Source organism: Constrictibacter sp. MBR-5, assembly GCF_040549485.1.
Lineage (GTDB): Bacteria > Pseudomonadota > Alphaproteobacteria > JAJUGE01 > JAJUGE01 > Constrictibacter.
Genome location: NZ_JBEPTK010000031.1, coordinates 1 through 17,773 on the forward strand (window position 1 = coordinate 1; position 17,773 = coordinate 17,773).

Sequence of the window (17,773 nt, forward strand, 5' to 3'; positions counted from 1 at the left end):
CCAAAATTCTTTACCCCCCCCCCCCCCCCCCCGGCCGGGGGGGGGGGCGGCGGCCGCCCCCCCCCCCCCCCGCCGCCCCCCCCCCCCCCCCGGCGCCGCCTTCGGGATAAGACCGCAGCGTCGCACGCATGCGGTCACCCGCGACGTCAAGGGAGGAGAGCCCGATGCCGAACGCGGCGGAAGCTGCGTTTCGCGAGGAGTTGCGCCGTGCCGGCCTGCCTTGCCGCGGGTCCTTGGCTCGCCTGCTCGCGCTGTTGCGCGGTGCGGAGGATACGCATCTGGGCCTCGCGGAGGCGGTTCGCATCGCCGCAGCCGGCGGCCTCACCGCCACGCCCCTCGAACTCGCCCACCGGTTGTCGACTCTGGCCGATCACGGACTGCTCGGCCGGGTCCCGACCACGACCGGCCAGCCCATCTTCGACACGGTACCCGAGCCGCACTCCCACATCGTTTATGAGGAGACCGGCCAGACCCTCGATCTCCGGGTCTCACCGGAAACCCTGCTCGCGATCCTGCGTCAGGTGCTGCTCGATCGATCGGATTCGGTCGAAGTCCTGGTCAGGGTGCGGTCCCGTCCGACGCCGTCCGCCACAGCGGAGACGGCATGCTGATCGCCCGTAGCGGTACAGATGCCGATCAGCCGGCGTTGGGTGGCAGCAGGGATTGAAACCTCATTTGGTGGCCGTCAGTGCTGATGCTCGGGCGCTGCGAACAAAATCAGCTCGACCCGGTCGGTGCCTTCGACATAGGCGTCATGCCCCGGCGGGATCTCGAAGAAATCGCCGGTACCGATACGCGTCTTGACGCCAGTATCGAGCATGCGGACCACGAGTTTGCCTGAGATGCAGTAGCCGGTGTGCCGCATCGGGCACGAGTCGGGCGAACCGAGCAGCGGCTTTTCGTCGGCCTCCCAGGTCCACCCCGGCTCGAAAATCGCACGCATTCCTGCGCTGCCGTCTGCCATCTTGATGATGGCGATGCCTCCGCGCTCTTTCATGTCGAGGAGTTGGTCGGGTGTTTCAAACCGCCTGACTTCTATCGCCTGCTTCTGCACGATCTTTCTCCGTTCCCTGATCAATATCCATGGCCTTTCGGACCATCGAATCCTTCGAGGCTACGGCTTCCACTGCGGGAGTGCTTGAGGGAATCCTGAAGAATTCATGGAGAATGCGGCGATAATGTTCAGATCTCAAAGTGTATTGAGAAGGATCCAACGACGATCCTGCGGAGGAGGAGGCCTGTCGTCGGCCTAGCGCTCACGGCTGGCGGCAGACCGCCGCTCGGCTTGATCCGCCGATGCCTCGTACAGTTCGAAGGCCACGCATATCCGCCGCCCGTCACAGCCCAGCGGCACGGTCTCATGGCTGAAGTGGCTCGGCATCATAACGACGAGGCCGGGTTGCGGGCGAATCCAGCGCTCGTCCCAGCCATTGGCGGCATTGAAGCCGCGGCCGGCCCGACGCGCAGCCAGCCCGGCTTACCCGCCGCATCGGCCACCACGGGCGGCACGGCCACGTAAAAGATGGGGCAGATGATGCGTATCGGCATCCGACACCACGCTCCAGGCCCGCAGGCACAGGCCGGGGGGTCGGGAGCGCAGGAACGGGTTGTCCGGATCGGCCGGTAGCCGCTCGATATACGCCGACGCCGCATGCCACAGCCGGTCGAACATGCGGCGCAGTACGGGGCTGTCCGCCCTTTCCAGATGGTTCCGCCGCCATCCCATGCGGATGGACCGGTCGCCGGGCCGGTCGTAGCGGTCCAGCCCACTGCCCAATTCCTGGGCCAGCAGCGCCAGATCGGGCTCGTCGGGCCCGTGGAGGGACGTGATGGACAGGAGTCGGTCTGGATCGGTCAGGGCCCTGGCGGCCTCGCTCTCGCCGGCCCAGATGGCGGCGGCGGCCAGCAGGTCGAGGCTGCGTGGATTGGCGAACCCCGCATCCACCAGATCGCGGATCAGGGGATAGAGCCGGTCACGCGGCCGAGCCCAGGTCAGCAGGTCGAGGAAGGCGTCGAACCGCGCCAGATTGGGATCGATATCCCGCACGCGGCCGCACAGCCCGGCGGATTGACCGGCTTGGCCCTGGAGCCGCAGGAAGGCCGCCTGTCGGGCAAGGGCGGCGAGATCCGGGGCGGCGGCGGCCGTCATGGCTGGTCGATCAGCACCAGCCTATGATCCAGCATCTGGGACAGTAGTGCCGCGACATCCACGCGGATCGTCTCCAGCGGCGCGTCATAGCGCGCGTGCATGTCCTGGTACAGCGCCTCGAACCGGATGGGACTGGCCAGCCGCTCCCAGATGACGGTGCCGATGCTGTCCAGGTTGAAGTAACTGCCGCTATCGACATCCATCATCACCAGTTCGCCATCCACCTCGACGGTGAGCGCGTCGGAAGAACGGGCGTGTCGACATCCGACTCGGTATCGACCTCCGGGAAAGCCAGCAGCCAACTGGCACGGCTCGCCACCAGCATCCCGTCGGGCGTGGCCGCATGATAGAGGCTGCCCCAACCCCATCGGCCACGCGGCCAACAGCAGCGATCGCTCGCCAGGATGCCAGCGTGCCAAGGATCATTATTCCGGGAGATGAATCCTGTACCGGTTATGCACGAGCACTCGACCGTTCGCGCCCTGAGGTAGCTGGCCCAGAGATTTTCGGGCTGCGCGCGGAAACGCGAAAGGCGCCGGCCCGGTCGGGCTAGCGCCTTGATATTGCTCCGAAAACTTGGAGCGGGAGAAGGGATTCGAACCCTCGACCCTCACGTTGGCAAGGTAAGGGGCGAGGCTTTTCGCGTTTCGCTTCAATGGCTTACAGGCCGATTTCTGGCTGTGCAGGAAGTGTGCATGACCGCCCTGCCCCGCTTCCGCGCCCAAGTAATCGCAGGCGGGAGCGGGTCAGGCTGAAGTAGTGGTCAGGCAGCCGCCTTGCGCGTCGCCTTCTCGCGCGCCTGGACGATCTGCGCGTCGAACTCGCCCGCGCCGACGGCATCGCGCAGCTTCTCGAAGATGGCGATCACGTCGGACAGCGCCGTTCCGCACTCGAAAGCGGTCAGGTTCTTACCGGACAGATCGACGGCGCCGTTCCCGAAGCGGACTTCCCCGAAGAACTTCCCATCCGTCTCGAACCACCACGCACGCGGCACGACGTTCTTCGTGACCTTGCCCTTCTCGCCCTTCTTGTAGACCAGGCGGGAGACCGTGAAGGTCTCTCCCCGCATCGTCGCCTGCGCCAGCGCGATCTGCTCGGACAGCGCGCCGACGATGACGTCGCGCGGACTGCGCTGGCGGGCGGTGGTCGACGTCGAGCGGGTGACTTCTGCGAACTTCAGCTTGATCGGCATTTTGCCCTCCATGTCATCCTGACTAGTAGGACGTCTATCCCAGTTCTCATTTTCGTCAAGCGATAGCGACGCAGCACGACTGCACCTAAGATGAACCTGGTCGAGAACCTCCCAACCCGCGCGTATGCTACGCAATAGGGTCCGCGAGAGGTCGTGCTCTGCAGACCGATGCTCACAGAGAGGCTGGTGGACCATGATGCGCCTCTGGATCGTCTGCGCTGCGCTGAACGGTCTCTGCGCCGTCGGCGTTGGCGCGTGGGCAACTATTGGGCTGGCTGAATCGCCGGTCGCCGCCGATCTCGTGGGCACGGCAGTGCAGTATCAGATGTGGCACGCCCTCGCGCTCGTTGGTGTCGCCTAGCTATCCAATGATCCGGGGGTGCCTGACGATGTCATCGGAGTTACCGGCGGCTGGTTCCTGCTCGGCATCCTCCTTGTCTGTGGCACGCTCTACGCGAATCCGGCCAAGGGCGTTTCTCTGTTCCCTCTGTCGGCACCGGCTGGTGGCTTGCTGCTTCTCGCGGGTTGGATCGGCTTCGGCACTGCAGGGCTCATGCGGCAATGACGCGTTCGCGGAGACAGCGGCAGATCGTGAGTGCGGTGGAAACCGCCTGGACGTGAGCAGGTCGGCCGATCATGGAAAGCACCGACGCGTCCCGCTCCGGCTGCAGGGGGACCACAACCGAAGCGGGACGCATTGACCGGCCAGCGCCACAAGTGAAAGGGCCTAGGATCTTCACTTGCCGCCGGCGCCACGTTCCACCGGCTGGAATTCTGGGCAGCGACCAGTTCTGCACCGTCAACTATGGCCGCGACCCCAGGTTCCAGCTCCAGGGGCGCGCTCTCCCTGTCTGTTCGCTATCGTACAGAGCAGGCCATACCGACACCCAGCGCTACCTGCGCCCGCGTGAACAGCGTACCTTACCTGCATCGTCCGCTCGGATCCTGGGTAGCGGGCGGCTGAGAGACAGCCTGCGCTCTTGCCCAAGGGGGGAGAGCAATGATGTCGGAACAGCTTCGAAATCAGCTTCTACGAGCGCTGGCGCCCGAAGATCTCGATCGCCTGAAGCCTGATCTCGAAATGGTCCACCTAGACCTCCGCTTTGTCCTCGAAACTGCCAACCAGCCCATCCGGCATGTCTACTTTCCCGAGAGCGGCTTCGTTTCCGTCGTCGCCAAAACCAAGGGCGACCGGACGATCGAGGTCGGCCTGATCGGGCGGGAAGGAATGAGCGGCGTCAGTGTAGTGATGGGCGACGATCGCTCGGCCAATGATACCTTCGTCCAGTACGAAGGAACCGGCTCCCGCATTCCGGCGGAGAAGCTGAGAGAGGCCATGGAGAGCAGTCCCTCCTTGCGGAAGTGCCTGCTGCACTATGTGCAGGCGTTTCTCTGTCAGACCTCCCAGAGCGCCCTGACCAACGGTCGCGCTGCCATCGGCGAGCGCCTGGCCCGTTGGATCCTGATGGCGCATGACCGGGTAGACGGTGACGCGTTGCAGCTAACGCACGAGTTTCTGGCGCTGATGCTAGGCGTGCGCCGTCCAGGTGTGACGGATGCGTTGCACTTCCTTGAGGGCAAGGGCCTCATCAGGTCGGCCCGTGGGAAGGTCACCGTGCTTGACCGCACCGGGTTGGAACAAATCGCCGATGGATCCTACGGGGTCCCGGAAATGGAATATGCCCGGCTCTTCGGCGATCATTCGAGCGGGATCGTCAGGATGAACCGCGCGCCGTGATCGTCCTGCGCTTCCAGAACGCCCTTCATCTGCTGGACAATCGAGTGGACCAGCGTCATGCCCAACCCCTTCCCGCCATGGGGGTTAAAATCACTTCCCAGCCCTTTGCCTCCATCGGCCACGGTCAGCCGCAACCTCTCCCGATCGCAACGGCACTGGATCTTCAGCTTACCGCCGTCTTGTCCGTCATAGCCGTGCTTGGCGGCGTTCAGAGCCAACTCGTTGATGACGATGGCCAGGTTCTGCGCCACCTCCCCGGAGACAGTGACAGGTTCGGCCGTGATACAGCATTCCATCCCCGTGCTGATGGCGATCTCGGGACATAGCTCTTCGAGGAATGTCTTCAGATCGACCCTGGAGGCGGCACTGTGCCGGTGGAGATGGTGGTGGAGCCGGGCGACCGCTGTCAGCCGATGAGCGGCCTTTTCGAACGCTTCCTTGAAGCGCGGGTCGTCGAAACTCTTCTGCTGGAAGCTCAGGAAACTGGACGCCAATTGCAAGCTGTTGGCAATACGATGATGGACCTCCCGAAGCTCATGGTCCCGCCGGATAAGCTCGCGCTCACATTGGAGAAGTAGGGCACGAAGGTTCGAGATTTCACTACTCTGCTCCTGTGAAGATTCCATAGTCGCGTCGCTCGCCACCTGCAAGAATCGAGTTGGGAAGTCAGGCACCAGACCGTTCCGGTGAGCCATACTTGCGGACATAGCGACCCTGAACACAACGTGAATGAACGTCCGAAACCGGACAGACGCCGCGCGGGCTGGAGCAAATTAGCTTCTCTTCCGTAGCACGGCCGCACCGGCACCGATGGCGGCCACATATCCGCTTGATGAGGACCCTCAGCGGCGGCGCGGTGTGAGGAGCGCGATCCAACACGGCGTGATGTTTTTAAGGAAACATCAGAGCGCAACGGCTCTGCACCATAAGAGGAAGGTATCCCCTTCACTCGTGCTGGGCACTTTCCCTCCAGCGGCCGGTCAACACACAGCTAACCCGCCATCGCTGAGGCCGGTCGACCGGATTGCAGCGCCGCGATAGCCTCGCACCATGTGTAACCTCTACTCACAGACCAAGGGTCAGCAGGCGATCATCGCCCTGACGAAGTCCATGCGGGACAGCGTCGGCAACCTCCCGCCCCTGCCCGGCATCTTTCCGGACTACTCAGCCCCGATCGTGCGCACCGGGAGCGACGGCGTGCGCGAACTGACGCTCGCCAGATGGGGCATGCCGTCGCCGGCCTTCGCCCTGGAAGGCAAGAAGGTCGACAGGGGCGTGACCAACATCCGGCGGGCCTCCAGCCCACATTGGCGCCGGTGGCTCGGCCCCTCATCGCGCTGCCTGGTGCCCTTCACGTCGTTCTCCGAGCCCGAGCGGACGCCGCAAGGCAAGTCCCAGCCGGTGTGGTTCGCCCTGGATGAGAGCCGACCGCTCGCGTTCTTCGCCGGCGTCTGGACGAACTGGACGTCGACCCGGAAAGTAGCCGAGGGGCCGGTCACCTGCGATCTGTTCGGCTTCCTCACCACGGACGCCAATCGCGAGGTGGGAGCCATCCACCCGAAGGCGATGCCGGTGATCCTGACGGAGCCGGACGAATGGGAAACCTGGCTGGCGGCACCGTGGGCGGAAGCCTCCAAGCTCCAGCGCCCGCTACCGGATGGCGCCCTATCGATCGTGGCTCGGGGTGAGAAGAAGGACGAAGCTGGAGCCGCGTAGTGTTCTTGACATGTTCCAATGTGCCGCGTCGGATGCGGCATGTCCGGTATCCGCCTCAGCGATAACCCCCAGTACGATCTCTACGGAAGCTGCGGCAATTTCGGGCCGGGGCCGCCGTGCCGATATACGGCCAAGCTCGACCGTGCTGCACTCCTGGAGCGTTTCGGCGATATGGAATTGGGCGATTTCCGCCGCCGAATGCGATGTCCGAAGTGCGGGCACCGAGGTGGCGAGGTTACTTTCGTTTCGCGATTGACCGAATGGCTGCCCTTCTCTGGGGTCTGATGCGGCGCCCCGCTGGTTTGGGAAGGTCGAGACAACCACAGCCGGCGACGACATCCGCCGTTAATGCGTCCGTAAGGTTGCGGGCGCAGCTTCGCCGCGAGGGCGAGCTATAAGGAGCGCACGCCGATGAACCTTGGTTCCCGTTTGATCGCGACGATCCTCGCCGGGATCGTGCTTTGCGGTCCTGCGATTGCGCAAACCTGTCGCACAGACAGCTTCGGCACGACCCGCTGCTCGGACGGCACAAGCTACCGGACCGACTCATTCGGCACGACTAGAGACAACCATGGGAACAGTTGGCGCACCGATTCTTTCGGAACAACGAGAGGCAGTGACGGCTCGACCTACCGTACGGACTCCTTCGGGACGACGAGAGACAACCAGGGGACCTCGTGGCGCACCGATTCTTTCGGAACAACCCGAAGCAGTAACGGCACCACATGCCGTACCGACAGCTTCGGCACGACACGGTGTAGGTGATGTCGCCTAGAGGATTGCCCTTTGAACCGCTGCACTACCTCGGGACGGCCCGCGCGCCTCAGAGGCTCTCAACGTCTCGCCCAGGTTCTTCGTGCACCTCTGCCATCTGCATCGTGGCGCGCATCCCGCTCCCACGCCGTTTGAACCCTGCCTGAGCGATTACGTCGTGGACTCGGAGTCCCTACGGGAGGCTGGCGGCCGATCGCCGCAAACGGTGCTCGTTGTCGATGACAACGCGACGTGCGCGAAGCTCTTCCAGACATTGTTGGTGGAAGTTGGCTACCGCGTGGTATTGGCGCGGACCGGCGCAGAGGCGCTGGATGTCGCGCACGTTCATCTACCTCACCTGATCCACCTGGATTGCCAACTGCCTAAGGTTTCTGGCTATGAGGTCGCGACCTGGTTGAACCAGGATGAGGCGCTTCGGACGATCCCGGTCGTGATGGTTACGTGCTTTGAGTTTGACCTTGAGGAATTGCGCGACGCCATCGGCGTCGTCGATTACATGCGGAAGCCGGTTGTGATCGGCGCCTATCGCGCGATGGTTCGGCGGCACATACGACAGGGCTGAAAGTTCGACGGCTTTACGGCTCCGTCTCAGCACCCGCTGCAGGGATTTCGCCGGATCATCCATCGCGGGTGACTGGCGGTCTGGCGGGCAAGGTATCCCCCACACCCCCAAATTCGCTCACACACCTCCCTTCCTCCCTTCCGTGGAATGAGATCGGGCTGATCGTCTACATTCTCGTGGGCACGGCGATCGCCTTGCCGGTTCGGTCGATCTACACGGAAAAAAACCAGGAGGAGGTACCCGCCCTCATCACGGGCGTGGTGATCGCAGGATGGCCGGTGTTCGTGGCATCCGTAGGCTATTCGCTGTTGCAGCGCCGCCTGTGACCTTGCGCGCGAGGGAGAGCCGGGGCGGGCAACGATCTTCACGTTGGTGAGGCCATCACGGCCCGGGTCCGTGAGGACGTGGCGCCTCGCGCGGCGCCTCCACTAAAAGCCCTGTCGCTCCGTTCAACCTGCTCCTATAGGGTCGGATGACAAATCTGGGAGCACGATGTTGGCTGGGATGAGGGAGCTATACCGTAGCCCGCAGGGGGACTGCTGGTCGCTCGCGCGCGACCCGGCCAACGGTGCTGCATTCGTGCTTCATGAGCCCAACGCATCGTCGGGCGGCCGACCTTCCAGGATCGAGATCGGCGCCTTCCTGCGCGCTGACGCAAACGGACCTGAGCATCAGGCGCTTCTGCGTCTGATCGGCTCCCTTGTGGAGGGCTCTGCGTCGCCTGACGATGAAAGTTCCTCCGCGTATGGCAGCGCACGGCCGACATAAACTGCGGACAAAAGCGTATAAGGCGTCGCCCACACCTGCGCGCTTGCGGCGGGACGAACGCGGATCATCAGCCGCGATGTTTCCCAGGAAACATTGGGGACAGCGGCTTCGCGTCTTGCCAGGAAGGTACCCCCTACAAGCGTGCTGGCAGTTCACACGCCTCCAGACATCGGTCAGCCCGGCCTCTACGGCGTGAGAATCTCGTGCAGGATCGCAAACTCCGCATTAGCTCTCATCGTCCGATCCGCGCCGGGTCCGCCACCTCATCGGCATCACGGGTCTCGCCGTGAACCTCCTCCGAGATGACCCGTTCGGTCACGTCGGCCAGATACGCGCACAGGGCTGCATCGAGTTCCTGGAACTCCGGCCACAAAACCTTATTGGTGAAGCTCTCTGGAGCCCGGACAACGATCGTCTGCCGGTGCATTCTTGGATAGCGGTACGGCTTCAGGCCGTAGCGGCGGCACAAAGCGATGAACAGCTTCCGCGACCATGGATCGGGGACACTGAAGCGCGTTTCGACGGCTGTCTCGGCGTCCTCGGACCGGTTCAGGCGTTCTCTGATCCGTGCCGCTGCCGCACCGGCGGCGGACTTCTCCCCCGGCGTCGCCGCTCCGGCGAAGAGCGCCTCGATCTTGCGGAGTTTCTCGCGTAATTCCTGCTCTGAACCCATCAGACTCTCATCGCATCGAGTGGCGCTCTACAGGCCGCTGACGGGCAATCTCCCCTCTGGCGCGATGATCTCCTGCAATGAGCACCAGTAGCGGCGGATGACGAACCTAGCCTTACCGGGCGGATCGAGATAGGCGCGATCCCAGATGTCGCCGTTGATGATCCGCCATGACCCGATGCACTGCAGTCCCGTGAGGACCATGCTCTGCGGCGCGCATCGCAGGGAAACACTGACAAGACAGACACGCATGGCGCCACCGACGTTGGCCAGCGACCTTGCGGGTAAGGTATCCCCCTACATGCTGGTTCATAGTTTACGCCTCCGGAAACGACCCAGGGGAACGGGACTGCGCTCAGCACGACAGAGGGATGGGACGAATCGCTTCCGCGATGAAGGTCGGTGGGAAGTCCATCCGGATGGACTCCCATCCGCCACGGCCGGACTGCCGCCACCATTGATCACCGGTATCGAGCATGACATCGCCTACGGCAAAGCGAAGCCGATCGTCCGCTTACCCCTTAGCGCGCACTCTTCCGCCAGCGCGGCGACGAACGCACTCGCGGTGCCAATTGCAGATAGGCGGCTGCGGCGGGCGACCGTCGCGAAGTCGCCCACCACCAACCCGTCCAGGCGCTGAATCGTCCGCTGCAGTTCCTGCTCAGGCTCACCCAATCCTAGCGCCACGCATTGCCGCCGCAACAGTTCCCACGCCTGCTCCGGCCGCAGCGTCCCGAAACCGATCTTGATGTCGAAGCGCCGCAGTGCGGCCTTATCGAGAGCGCCGACCTGGTTCGTCGAGGCGATGAAGATGCCATCGTAGCATTCCATCTGGGTCAGCATCTCGTTGACTAGGCTGACCTCCCAATGACGCTGCGCGTTACGGCGGTCGAGCAGGAAAGTGTCGATCTCATCGATCAGCAAGACGGCGCCATCCCGCTTGGCCGCGCGGAAAGCCGAGGCGATATTCTGCTCGTTCTGTCCGACGAACGGCGAAAGGATATCGGACGCGCGCTTCACTCGCAGCGGCTTACCCACGGTGTCGGCCAACCACCTCGCGTAGGCCGTTTTGCCGGTGCCGGGAGCACCGTGAAGAAAGATGCGGCCGGCGCCGACGCGACGAAGATTTTCTGCGAGACCGCGCAGATCCCCGTCGGCATTGACGCACTCCAGGTCGTAAACCTGCTCTTTGGGATCAGGGATGGCGTCGTTCGGCACCCGGTGGCCCTGCGCCAGCATGGTGTTGCGAACCAACAATTCGATCGCTGCGCTTGATCCGGCATCGCCGCCATCACCCTGAACGGCTCCGACGACTGCCGCCGCGCGAGCGATGACCGCTGGCGCCACCATGTCGCCGGACGCCAGACGCGCCACTGCCGCGTCATCGACCAGTTCGCCACAGGCGGCACGGATCATCCGCTCTCGCTGTGGCTTCGGCGGTACCGGTAGCTCAAGGCAGAAGTCGAACCGGCGTACAAATGCGGGATCGAGACATGCCGTCGAGTTGGAAACCCAGATCGTCGGGAGCGGGTTCTGCTCCAGAGTGCGGTTGATCCACGCCTTCGTCGATTGCGCGGCACTTCGCTCGGCAATCGTCCCGGCGAAGGCGTCCTCCAGTTCGTCGAACACCAGCAGCACGCGCCGCTGTGCCAGTACGTGCTGCGCCGCGTGGAGGGCCGTCAATCGTCCCGAACCCTCCATCGGCTCGCCGTCCCGGTAGTTGTCGGTGATCTCGAAAAGCTCCACACCGACCTCCCGTGCCAGCGTGCGCGCTAATTGGGTCTTGCCGGTGCCGGGCAAGCCGTGGATCAGGACGTTCACTCCCTCGCGGCGATCCTGGACAACCCGTCGCAGATACGGGATCAGGATTTGGAGCGAATCTGTCAGATGCGGGTAATCATCCAGGCCGAGTTCGGCAGGTCGGGCCAGCACGACAGCATCGGCGATGAGGTCGAGGGGGTCGGTTCCCTCCGAAGTCATCCAGTCCGGAAAACGGATCGAACCGAACTGCAGCTTGTGAGCGAGATCGGCGTGACGCTCCTTATTGACGGACAAGAGGCCGGCACGCGCCAGCAGACCTGCAGGGCCGAGTGCCTTGAAGACCTGATCGGTCGAGAGATGAAGGATCGCCGAGACCGCGCGCATCGCAACAGTCGAAGTCATTTCCCCGAGATCTCTGCAGGCGTCCGCCAGCTCGGCGGTCATCGATAGCAGCACGGCAAAGCCAAGGATCTGGCGATCAATCTCGGACAGCCCCACAAGAGCGGCGAGGCGCTCGATGTTCTCGTCCAGTATGGGAGGTAATTCCTGGGCAGCCTGATCGTTTTCGCATGCGGCGAGGAGTGACCGAAGCTGCTGCCGCGCCGTCGCCCGGTCGTGATGTTTCCTCGAAACTTTCAGCCCGAGCAAGCCGGCGAGATGCGCGTCGCCGATGCTATCGGCGTCAAACAGGCCGCCGTCTGCGCCCAATTCCACCACGATGCGTAGCAGCCACAGTCGGACGATCGAGTCCAGTTCCTTCGAGGCGCGCCAGTTCCACTGTATCGTCCGTCCCAATCAGATCCCCTGAAGTGTGCCGCGCAGGCGGCGGGCCAGCGCTCCTTTCCTCAAGGTCTCACGTTTCGCGGATCTGTGAAGGTTGTGGCGGACGATTTTCTAACGCTTCCGGTCCTTCCGCGCGCCATAGATGTCTGCACCGTTCTGTGACGCGTTGCGAGCAACCAAGAGGAAGTCCACAGGCATTGCCGCATTCGCTAAGCCATACCGAGAAAACCGATCGGCGCGCGTGTCTTCCATTCGTCCGTCAAGCGGTACCGAACGATGATCCGGTCGCCTGCGAGCAACTTCCATGCCGAGCGCACTCCGGCCACCGGACGTGTCCCGCCCCTGCGGCGGCCACCATTCGAAGTGCGGGTGACGGATGCGGGGATGCCGCCGACATCGCCGGAATTGAAGGCTTTGCCAAAGCGGACGAGCAGCGCGATCGCCGCGTCTGGCTCGACCGTCATTCGCGTCTCCCCTATTGCCGGTCGCACTTTCCAGCGGACCGGCTAGGTGCGCAAGCCGCATGCCCGATAGTGGGATCGGAGCGCGCCGCTCTCTGGCTTGGTCACGCCGCCGAGCGTGAGGCAACGCCAGCGCGGTAGACAGATGCGACTTTCCGGCCATGATGATCCCCCGTCACGAGTAGCCTGATGCGGATCACAAGGCGTTCATTTTTACAGAGCGGTGCTTCTGCGGTCGCACTGATCGGGTGCCCCTATGGCCGAGCCAGAGCCGCGCCCCCTCCCCTGGTCCTTGATCCTGGCATCGCGTCAGCTACAAGCTCGATTGAAGCGATCTCGAAGCTCGTCTCGCAGCGGGGCCTCATCGGGCTCGACTTCAGCGATGTCAGAACCGTACTGCATAGTGGAGGAACGGCCGTGTTCGGCGAAGGCGCTGCGATCGGGCCGGATCGAGCAAGGGTCGCAGCCGAACGAGCACTGGCGGACTTGCGGCGCTCCTTGGCAGCCGCCCGACGTATTACCGCAAACGCAGACATATGAAGCCGCAACGCATCGACACTAGGACCCCGCCCAGACACAACTCTGAACCGCTCCGGGTTTGCCGGAGGCCGTTTCGCTTGAGTCACGCCGCCATGGCAGGTTCTTCCAGCATGGCGTAGTAGCGTTCCTCGGCTTCGGCCGGCGGGATGTTGCCGATGGGCTCCAACAGCCGGCGATGATTGAACCAGTCGACCCAGCTCAGGGTGGCGAACTCGACGGCCTCGAAGCTCGCCATGGCCCGCGCCGATGTATCACCTCAGCTTTGCAGAGGCCGTTGATCGTCTCGGCGAGGGCGTTGTCGTAGGAATCTCCAACGCTGCCGACGTAGGGCTCGATGCCGGCCTTGGCCAGGCGCTCGGCGTAGCGGATGCTGACATACTGAGCCCCCCTGTCGGAATGGTGCACCAGTCCGCCGCGACGAACGGGCCGCCGTTCATGCAGGGCCTGTTCGAGAGCATCCAGGACGAAGCTTGCACGGGCGGTCCTGCTCACCCGCCAGCCGACGATGCGGCGGGCACAGGCGTCGATGACGAAAGCCACATAAACGAAACCCGACCAGGTGCTGACGTAGGTGAAGTCCGAGAGCCAGAGCCTATTGGGCGCCGGGGCATGGAAGGCCCGGTTCACATCGTCGAGCGGGCACGGGGCGGCCTTGTCCTGAACCGTGGTGCGGACCGGCTTTCCACGGATGACACCATGAAGGCCGAGGTCAGCCATCAGCCGCTCGACGGTGCAGCGGGCGACGGCAAAGCCTTCGCGCAGCATCTGCCTCCAGATCTTGCGCGCACCATACACCTCGAAGTTCTCGGCGAAGACGCGCTCGACCACGGGCTTCAGCGCCAGGTCCCGCTTCGCTCGTGACGACAGCTTCTCCGATCGGCGCGGTTGGCGAGATGATCACGGTAGCTCGACGGGGCGATCGGCAGTACCTTGCAGATCGGCTCGACCCCGTGGACCTCGCGGTGATCGTCTATGAACGCGATCATCGTTTGATTGGGCGGTCGAGCTCCGCCTGGCAAAATAGGCGCTTGCCTTGCGCAGGATCTCGTTGGCCTGCCGAAGCTCTCGGTTCTCCCGCTCCACGGCCTCCAGCTTCGCGGCCATGTCCGTCGGCACGCCGGCCCGCCTGCCGGCATCGACCTCGGCCTTCTTCACCCACTCGTTCAGCCTCTGGCTCGTGCAGCCGATCTTGGCCGAGATTGACATGATCGCAGCCCAGCGCGAGGGATGTTCATGCTCGTGATCAAGCACCAGCCGCACGACACGCTGGCGGACCTCCGGGGAAAACTTGTTCGTCGCCTTACTCATGATGGCTCCACCTTCTCAGGAGTTGGAGCCTCCGGCAAACCCGGGGCGGTTCAAGCCGTCGTCGACCAGTTCGGCTGAGCCCGTGCCGCGAACCTCGTCACCCTCATCGAATCCCATCCAGGTGTAGAAGATCATTGACCGGCCGTATTCGATATCCATCCTCGCCTCCATCGCGCCAAAAGCGATCTTGCCGCGACCGTCACGGTTGATGACGAACCGTGCGGGACCACTGAGATCGAGATACTCGCGATCCCAGATATCCGCTCCGGTGATCCGCCATGTGCCGACGATGAGGCATGTACTCGGGGCATTCATCGGCTCCACCGCCAGTTCGATCGACCTCGTCTGATCCTGCCATCGAAGTTGGACTGCCGCACTCGCCGAACACGGCACATCAACGACCAGTTCTCCCAACTCGTCCGTGAACCGCACCTCCGCTGATCGTCCCTTCCATCGCGCGAGCGCCCCTACCGAAACGCCCGGTCGCGTCGCTGTTCCTGCTCCTAGGCTCGGATGACAAATCTGGAAGCACGATGATGGCCGGGATGCGGAGCTTTGCCGCAGCCCGCTAGGGGACCGCTGTCGCTCGCTCCCGACCCAGCCAACGGTGCGGCCTTCGTGCTTCACGAGCCCAACGTATCGTCGGGCGGCGGAGCATCCAGGATCGAGATCGGCGTCTTCCTTCGGACCGATGCAAACGGCCCGAACATCAGGCGCTCCTACGTCTGATCGGCTCCCTCGTCAAGGCTCGGCGTCGCATGACGATGAAAGTTCCTCCGCTTACGGAAATGCACGTTCCGATGAACCTCAAGGGTGCGGCTTATGCCCCTCGCGGCAACCTCCCAACGATCTCGCGGTTTCAATGTGCGGGAATCTACCCTCGCGCTGCCGCTTCCGTTCAATCACCTTCTGCTAGAGATTTCTCAAGAGCAGCCAGTTTCTGAATCAGCGTAGCAGCGTGGATCGGCTTGGAGATGTAATCGTTCATCCCGGCAGCCAGGCAGTCTTCACGAACGCCCTTCATGGCATGCGCTGTCAGTGCGATCACATGCACGGCGTTGCGGGGCGCCGGTAACGCCCTAATGCGTTTGGTCGCGTCAGCCCCGTTGAGAACGGGCATCTGCAGATCCATCAGCACGACATCATAGTCGGCTCTAAGAGCCGATCCGTGAAGTAATGCTGTATTTTCGGTGATTTAGGCGAGCCGGCGCAACATCAGGCGAATCATGGCGAGACGCATGAATGCGGCGACGGTGCGGGCGTATCGCTCGAAGTCGCGGGCGAGGCGTCGGTTGTGACTGATCCAGGCCAGGGTCCGCTCGACGATCCAGCGCTTGGGCAACGGGACGAAGCGGTGCCTGTCGGTGCGCTTCACGATCTGGATCGCCCAGGCGCCGGTGGCGGCCACCGCCTTGGCCGTCTTCTCGCCCGCATAGCCCGCGTCGGCGAACACCCGCTCGATGAAGGGGAAGCGCGGGCGCGCCCGGCGCAGCAGCGGCAGCACGCCGTCGCGGTCCTGGATGTCGGCGGAATGCACGAAGACGCTCAGCAGGAGACCGAGCGTGTCGACGAGAACGTGACGCTTGCGACCCTTGGTCTTCTTGCCCGCATCATACCCGGCCGGGTCGATCGAGAGCCCCCTTTTGAGGCGCCCCGCGCCGTCTGGCTGTCGACGATCGCGGCACTCGGGCTCGCCTCACGGCCCTGCCGCTCTCGTTCCCGGACGTAGAGGGCATGGTGGATCCGCTCCAGCGTCCCATCCCAGTCCCACAGGTCGAAGTAGCCGTGCACAGTGCTCTTCGGAGGAAGGTCCTTCGGCAGCGCCTGCCACTGGCAGCCCGTCCACAGCACATAGAAGATGCCGTTCAGCACCTCGCGCACGTCGACCGTCCGCTTACGACCGCCCCGCTTCGCCGGCGGGATCAGCGGCGCCACCAGCGCCCACTCGGCATCGCTCATGTCGCTCGGATAACGAAGGCCGGTGCGATTGGCGGGGCGGCGGTGTTCCGGCTTCCACATCGGGCGCTCTCCTTCCGGCAATGCGACCGCCATACCGAATCACAACCGACTCTCACGACTCAACATGTTTTCGGATCGGCTCTAAGCGCAGCTTCGACCGCCTGCTCACCGTTCTCGACGATGTCGACCAGGTAGTTGCTCGTTCCCAAGAAGGCCATGACGACCTTCTGATTGATCTCATTGTCCTCGGCCAGGAGAATTCTGAGGGGCCGCCGGGACGCCTTCGGCGGTGGCACCGGAGCATGTGCTTGAGCCTTTTGCGGTTGCGTCGCTGCCGGTGGCGCCAGGTCGACGATCCGCACGAGGGTATCGAGCAGTGTCTGTTCTCGAAGAGGTTTCGTCAGTATGGCGTCGACTACGCTGTGCATTTCTGACGCAATGCCCATGGTACCGGCCGAGGAAGAGATCACCAGCTTTGTCCGGGCGATGCCGGTCATGCCTCGTATCCGACGAGCAAGCTCATCCCCCGGCATGTCGGGCATCATCTGGTCGATCACCGCCAGATCGAACGGCCGCCCCTCTGCGCCGGCCCGTTCCAGCGCGTCGATCGCTTCCAGCCCATCCCCTACCGCTGTCGGTATCATCCCGAACCCTGCGAGCTGACGGGTCAGGATGCGCCGGTTCATCTCGATGTCGTCGACGATCAGTGCTCGAAGCCCCCGCAATTCATCGGGTGATCGTCGGAGGGTGCTCACCGCAGCTACCGCCGTCGGCAACGTAATCTGGAACCAGAACCGGCTACCCATTCCGGGGCGGCTGTCCACTCCGATGCTCCCACTCATCAGATCGACCAGTTGCCTGCTGATGGAAAGGCCGAGACCGGTGCCGCCGTAGCGGCGCGTCACCGAAGTGTCGCCCTGAACGAAGTTCTGGAACAGGCTGTTGCGCACGTCCTCCTTTATCCCGACGCCGGTGTCGGTCACCTCGAAGCGGATTAGCGTCGATCCATCGACCGACTCCCCTGCGGTGACTTCGACGGCCACGCCCCCGCTCTCGGTGAATTTTACGGCATTTCCGGCGAGATTGAGCAGCACCTGGCGTACACGGAGCGGATCGCCGCGAAAGCAGCCATGTGCCGATGGGTCGACGTAAACAGTGAGATCGATCCCCTTCTCATGGGCCTTTGGGCCAAGCAAGTTCACCGCGCCCTCCACGGCGTCAGCCAAGTCGAAGTCCAGAACCTCAAGTTCTAACCTCCCGGCCTCCAACTTGGACACGTCGAGAATATCGTCGATGATGTCAAACGGCGTTCAAAGCTGACCCCGTATCGGCTTGCAATATTGACCCCCTGAAGTGCTCGCTGCCGTCCTGGGTGATGCGGAGCCGTAGGCG

General features: G+C 63.5%; 21 protein-coding genes, 1 pseudogene and 1 other annotated feature. Of the genes and pseudogenes, 7 read left to right on the forward strand and 15 right to left on the reverse strand.

Annotated features, from left to right (window positions below; all coding sequences use genetic code 11):
• Nucleotides 1-164: 164 nt before the first annotated feature.
• Nucleotides 165-611, forward strand: coding sequence for a hypothetical protein (locus ABIE65_RS27195; protein ID WP_354081897.1), 447 nt, complete (start codon nucleotides 165-167; stop codon nucleotides 609-611).
• A gap of 74 nt (nucleotides 612-685) precedes the next feature.
• Here ABIE65_RS27195 and ABIE65_RS27200 read toward each other — a convergent pair whose 3' ends face one another.
• The 5 genes from ABIE65_RS27200 to ABIE65_RS27220 all read right to left on the reverse strand — a co-directional run bounded on the left by ABIE65_RS27200 (nucleotide 686) and on the right by ABIE65_RS27220 (nucleotide 3,341).
• Complete coding sequence (locus ABIE65_RS27200; protein ID WP_354081898.1) at nucleotides 686-1,054, reverse strand: cupin domain-containing protein; 369 nt, start codon at nucleotides 1,052-1,054, stop codon at nucleotides 686-688.
• Between the two features lie 195 nt (nucleotides 1,055-1,249).
• On the reverse strand, nucleotides 1,250-1,471 hold the full coding sequence (locus tag ABIE65_RS27205; RefSeq protein WP_354081916.1) for a putative 2OG-Fe(II) oxygenase: 222 nt from the start codon (nucleotides 1,469-1,471) through the stop codon (nucleotides 1,250-1,252).
• Between the two features lie 6 nt (nucleotides 1,472-1,477).
• Complete coding sequence (locus tag ABIE65_RS27210; protein WP_354081899.1) at nucleotides 1,478-2,149, reverse strand: hypothetical protein; 672 nt, start codon at nucleotides 2,147-2,149, stop codon at nucleotides 1,478-1,480.
• Entirely contained in the window at nucleotides 2,146-2,355 is a 210-nt protein-coding gene (locus ABIE65_RS27215) for a PqqD family protein (RefSeq protein WP_354081900.1), read from the reverse strand. The genes ABIE65_RS27210 and ABIE65_RS27215 overlap by 4 nt, the downstream gene beginning before the upstream one ends.
• Nucleotides 2,356-2,912: 557 nt before the next feature.
• Nucleotides 2,913-3,341, reverse strand: a complete 429-nt coding sequence (locus ABIE65_RS27220; protein WP_354081901.1) for a hypothetical protein — start codon at nucleotides 3,339-3,341, stop codon at nucleotides 2,913-2,915.
• Nucleotides 3,342-3,537: 196 nt separating this feature from the next.
• On the opposite strand from ABIE65_RS27220, the gene ABIE65_RS27225 reads away from it, so the two are divergent.
• From ABIE65_RS27225 to ABIE65_RS27235, 3 genes are all read left to right on the forward strand, one after another.
• Nucleotides 3,538-3,702: a DUF423 domain-containing protein gene (locus tag ABIE65_RS27225; RefSeq protein WP_354081902.1), complete on the forward strand. Its 165-nt coding sequence runs from the start codon at nucleotides 3,538-3,540 to the stop codon at nucleotides 3,700-3,702.
• Nucleotides 3,703-3,720: 18 nt separating this feature from the next.
• Nucleotides 3,721-3,906 carry a DUF423 domain-containing protein gene (locus tag ABIE65_RS27230; protein ID WP_354081903.1) on the forward strand — a complete coding sequence of 62 codons (186 nt, stop codon included), beginning with the start codon at nucleotides 3,721-3,723 and terminating at the stop codon, nucleotides 3,904-3,906.
• A gap of 438 nt (nucleotides 3,907-4,344) precedes the next feature.
• Nucleotides 4,345-5,079, forward strand: a complete 735-nt coding sequence (locus ABIE65_RS27235; RefSeq protein ID WP_354081904.1) for a Crp/Fnr family transcriptional regulator — start codon at nucleotides 4,345-4,347, stop codon at nucleotides 5,077-5,079.
• Here the strand turns inward: ABIE65_RS27235 and ABIE65_RS27240 are convergent.
• Nucleotides 5,040-5,753, reverse strand: a complete 714-nt coding sequence (locus ABIE65_RS27240; RefSeq protein ID WP_354081905.1) for a sensor histidine kinase — start codon at nucleotides 5,751-5,753, stop codon at nucleotides 5,040-5,042. The genes ABIE65_RS27235 and ABIE65_RS27240 overlap by 40 nt on opposite strands.
• Nucleotides 5,754-6,129: 376 nt before the next feature.
• Here ABIE65_RS27240 and ABIE65_RS27245 point away from each other — a divergent pair, with 376 nt between their 5' ends.
• The 3 genes from ABIE65_RS27245 to ABIE65_RS27255 all read left to right on the forward strand — a co-directional run bounded on the left by ABIE65_RS27245 (nucleotide 6,130) and on the right by ABIE65_RS27255 (nucleotide 8,457).
• Nucleotides 6,130-6,795 carry an SOS response-associated peptidase gene (locus tag ABIE65_RS27245; protein ID WP_354081906.1) on the forward strand — a complete coding sequence of 222 codons (666 nt, stop codon included), beginning with the start codon at nucleotides 6,130-6,132 and terminating at the stop codon, nucleotides 6,793-6,795.
• 931 nt (nucleotides 6,796-7,726) lie between these two features.
• Nucleotides 7,727-8,131, forward strand: a complete 405-nt coding sequence (locus ABIE65_RS27250) for a response regulator (protein WP_354081907.1) — start codon at nucleotides 7,727-7,729, stop codon at nucleotides 8,129-8,131.
• A gap of 68 nt (nucleotides 8,132-8,199) precedes the next feature.
• On the forward strand, nucleotides 8,200-8,457 hold the full coding sequence (locus ABIE65_RS27255) for a hypothetical protein (protein ID WP_354081908.1): 258 nt from the start codon (nucleotides 8,200-8,202) through the stop codon (nucleotides 8,455-8,457).
• Nucleotides 8,458-9,131: 674 nt separating this feature from the next.
• On the opposite strand, the gene ABIE65_RS27260 is transcribed toward ABIE65_RS27255, so the two are convergent.
• The 9 genes and pseudogenes from ABIE65_RS27260 to ABIE65_RS27300 all read right to left on the reverse strand — a co-directional run bounded on the left by ABIE65_RS27260 (nucleotide 9,132) and on the right by ABIE65_RS27300 (nucleotide 17,658).
• Nucleotides 9,132-9,572 (reverse strand): hypothetical protein, encoded by a 441-nt coding sequence (locus tag ABIE65_RS27260; protein ID WP_354081909.1) that lies wholly within the window; start codon nucleotides 9,570-9,572, stop codon nucleotides 9,132-9,134.
• A 27-nt stretch (nucleotides 9,573-9,599) separates the two neighbouring features.
• Nucleotides 9,600-9,773 carry a hypothetical protein gene (locus ABIE65_RS27265; protein WP_354081910.1) on the reverse strand — a complete coding sequence of 58 codons (174 nt, stop codon included), beginning with the start codon at nucleotides 9,771-9,773 and terminating at the stop codon, nucleotides 9,600-9,602.
• Nucleotides 9,774-10,055: 282 nt separating this feature from the next.
• Complete coding sequence (locus tag ABIE65_RS27270; protein ID WP_354081911.1) at nucleotides 10,056-12,125, reverse strand: AAA family ATPase; 2,070 nt, start codon at nucleotides 12,123-12,125, stop codon at nucleotides 10,056-10,058.
• Nucleotides 12,126-12,322: 197 nt separating this feature from the next.
• Nucleotides 12,323-12,577 carry a hypothetical protein gene (locus ABIE65_RS27275; RefSeq protein WP_354081912.1) on the reverse strand — a complete coding sequence of 85 codons (255 nt, stop codon included), beginning with the start codon at nucleotides 12,575-12,577 and terminating at the stop codon, nucleotides 12,323-12,325.
• Nucleotides 12,578-13,196: 619 nt separating this feature from the next.
• Nucleotides 13,197-14,422: pseudogene (locus tag ABIE65_RS27280) on the reverse strand (IS3 family transposase).
• Nucleotides 14,026-14,141: a sequence feature (AL1L pseudoknot), on the reverse strand. It overlaps the preceding pseudogene by 116 nt.
• 15 nt (nucleotides 14,423-14,437) lie before the next feature.
• Complete coding sequence (locus ABIE65_RS27285) at nucleotides 14,438-14,854, reverse strand: hypothetical protein (protein WP_354081913.1); 417 nt, start codon at nucleotides 14,852-14,854, stop codon at nucleotides 14,438-14,440.
• 466 nt (nucleotides 14,855-15,320) lie between these two features.
• Nucleotides 15,321-15,617 (reverse strand): response regulator, encoded by a 297-nt coding sequence (locus tag ABIE65_RS27290; protein ID WP_354081917.1) that lies wholly within the window; start codon nucleotides 15,615-15,617, stop codon nucleotides 15,321-15,323.
• A protein-coding gene (locus ABIE65_RS27295) for an IS5 family transposase (protein WP_354081914.1) occupies nucleotides 15,618-16,441 on the reverse strand; the annotation gives its coding sequence in 2 pieces (ribosomal slippage) (nucleotides 15,618-16,069 and nucleotides 16,069-16,441; 825 coding nt in all).
• 59 nt (nucleotides 16,442-16,500) lie between these two features.
• Nucleotides 16,501-17,658, reverse strand: coding sequence for an ATP-binding protein (locus ABIE65_RS27300; RefSeq protein WP_354081915.1), 1,158 nt, complete (start codon nucleotides 17,656-17,658; stop codon nucleotides 16,501-16,503).
• Nucleotides 17,659-17,773 lie beyond the last annotated feature (115 nt).

Coding starts and splice junctions, on each gene's coding strand:
- ABIE65_RS27195 (WP_354081897.1), top strand. CDS start 165: ATGCCGAACGCGGCGGAAGCTGCGTTTCGCGAGGAGTTGCGCCGTGCC.
- ABIE65_RS27210 (WP_354081899.1), bottom strand. CDS start 2,149: ATGACGGCCGCCGCCGCCCCGGATCTCGCCGCCCTTGCCCGACAGGCG.
- ABIE65_RS27215 (WP_354081900.1), bottom strand. CDS start 2,355: ATGATGGATGTCGATAGCGGCAGTTACTTCAACCTGGACAGCATCGGC.
- ABIE65_RS27220 (WP_354081901.1), bottom strand. CDS start 3,341: ATGCCGATCAAGCTGAAGTTCGCAGAAGTCACCCGCTCGACGTCGACC.
- ABIE65_RS27225 (WP_354081902.1), top strand. CDS start 3,538: ATGCGCCTCTGGATCGTCTGCGCTGCGCTGAACGGTCTCTGCGCCGTC.
- ABIE65_RS27235 (WP_354081904.1), top strand. CDS start 4,345: ATGTCGGAACAGCTTCGAAATCAGCTTCTACGAGCGCTGGCGCCCGAA.
- ABIE65_RS27245 (WP_354081906.1), top strand. CDS start 6,130: ATGTGTAACCTCTACTCACAGACCAAGGGTCAGCAGGCGATCATCGCC.
- ABIE65_RS27260 (WP_354081909.1), bottom strand. CDS start 9,572: ATGGGTTCAGAGCAGGAATTACGCGAGAAACTCCGCAAGATCGAGGCG.
- ABIE65_RS27265 (WP_354081910.1), bottom strand. CDS start 9,773: ATGGTCCTCACGGGACTGCAGTGCATCGGGTCATGGCGGATCATCAAC.
- ABIE65_RS27275 (WP_354081912.1), bottom strand. CDS start 12,577: ATGACGGTCGAGCCAGACGCGGCGATCGCGCTGCTCGTCCGCTTTGGC.